This window comes from Roseovarius halophilus (ex Wu et al. 2025) (assembly GCF_047086965.1).
The window spans coordinates 1-1878 of the sequence record NZ_JBKOTX010000424.1; the positions used below are offsets into that span (position 1 = coordinate 1).

At 69.9% G+C, this 1878-nt stretch carries 2 protein-coding genes; both read left to right on the plus strand.

Annotated features, from left to right (window positions below):
- Positions 1-69 precede the first annotated feature (69 nt).
- The gene (hutG, locus tag ACH107_RS32415; RefSeq protein ID WP_412509717.1) at positions 70-870 is read left to right on the plus strand and encodes an N-formylglutamate deformylase; all 801 of its coding nucleotides are present in this window, start codon (positions 70-72) and stop codon (positions 868-870) included.
- Positions 857-1878, plus strand: a 1022-nt coding sequence (locus tag ACH107_RS32420) for a CaiB/BaiF CoA transferase family protein (protein ID WP_412509718.1), incomplete at its 3' end; no start/stop codon positions are given. The genes hutG and ACH107_RS32420, both read left to right, overlap by 14 nt.

Here is a 1878-nt window from a genome sequence, read left to right on the forward strand (position 1 = left end):
GCCCCTCTTGGCCTGCGGCCAATTCACCCCGGGGTATTTCGGCCGAGAAGAAACAGGAAGGAGCGCGCCATGACACCCGTTGACGTTGCCCGCGGTGACGGGCCGGTCGTACTGGGCATGCCCCATGGCGGCACATATGTGCCGCAGGAGATCCGCGCGCGGCTGAATGACCGCGGCCGGAGTCTGGCCGATACCGACTGGAACATTCACAAGCTCTACGAGGGGCTTTTGCCCGGCGCCACCATAGTGCGCGCCAGGTTCCACCGCTACGTCATCGACGCGAACCGGGACCCGTCGGGCGAGAGCCTCTATCCGGGACAGAACACGACCGGGCTGGTGCCGCTGACGGATTTCGACGGTGCGCCCATCTGGCGCGAGGCCCCCTCGGGCGGGGAGGTGGAGCACCGCCGCGAAACCTTCCATGCGCCCTATCACGCGGCGCTCGAGGCCGAGATGGCGCGGGTGCGGGACCGGCACGGGGTGGCCGTCTTGTATGATTGCCATTCGATCCGGTCGCACATCCCGTTCCTCTTCGACGGGACGCTGCCCGATTTCAACATCGGCACCAACGAGGGGGCCACCTGCGCACCGGCCATCGCCCGCGCGGTCGAGGAGGTGTGCCGCGCGGCGGAGGGTTACTCCACCGTGGTCAACGGCCGCTTCAAGGGCGGCTGGACCACGCGGCATTACGGCCGGCCCGGCACGGGCTGGCACGCGATCCAGATGGAACTGGCGCAATCCACCTACATGGCGGAGGCCGCGCCGTGGCCCTACCTGCACGAGCGCGCCGACGCGATCCGGCCCCACCTGACGGAGGCATTGCGCCGGATCGACGCGCTGGCGCGGGAGTTGGGCTGTGACACCGCTTGACGGGATCAGGGTGCTGGACCTGACACGCGTTCTGGACGGGCCCTATTGCACCGCGTTGCTGGCCGATCTCGGTGCGGAGGTGATCAAGCGGGAGCCACCTCGCGGCGACGATCACAGGCATATCGGCCCGTTCCGGGGCGGGGACAGCGCCCTTTTCCGCCTCAACAACCGCGGCAAGAAGAGCCTGTCGCTGAACCTGAAGACCCCGCGGGGCCTGGCGCTGGCGCGCCGGATCGCGGCGCAGTACGACGTGGTGGTCGAGAATTTCCGCCCAGGCGTGGCCGCGAAGATCAGGCTGGGGCCGGACGTGCTGCGCGCGGACAATCCGGGGCTGGTCTATGCCCGGGTGGCGGGGTTCGGGCAGACCGGGCCGTTCCGCGACCTGCCTGCCTATGACATTGTGGTGCAGGCCATGTCCGGCCTGAAGGCCGCGACGGGCGAGCAAGGCGGCGCGCCGCTGACGGCCGGCGGGTCGATGGCCGACCTGATGGGCGGGCTTTTCGGATCGTGGGCGATCCTCGCGGCGCTGGTGGGCAAGGGGCGCACGGGCACCGGCACCGTTCTGGACATCGCGATGTACGACGCGCTGCATTCGCTGCTGACGACCAGCCATGCCCAGCATCTTCATGCCGGTGAGCTGCCGCAGCGGGTGGGCAACCGGCATCCGCTTTCGACCCCGTTCGGCTGTTTCGAGACACGCGACGGGCAGGTGGTTATCGCCGTTCTCACGCGCGCGCAATTCGCAAGGCTGGCCGCCCTGATCGGGGCGCCGGGCCTGCCGGACGTGGCGCGTTTTTCCACGGACGCGGCGCGCACGTGGCACGAGCCGGAACTGCGCGCGCTGATCGAGGCATGGAGCCGGCGCCAGACGACCGAGGACGCGACGGTGGCGCTGGCCGAGGCGCAACTGCCGTCGGCCCCGATATGGGACATCGCGCAGGCCAGCGGCAGCGCCCATGCCGAGGCACGGCGGCTGGGGCGGAAGGGCGACAGGCGCGTGGTCGGCCA

Bases quoted from the DNA above. Each gene is read 5' to 3' on its own strand.
- hutG (WP_412509717.1), top strand. From the start codon at position 70: ATGACACCCGTTGACGTTGCCCGCGGTGACGGGCCGGTCGTACTGGGC.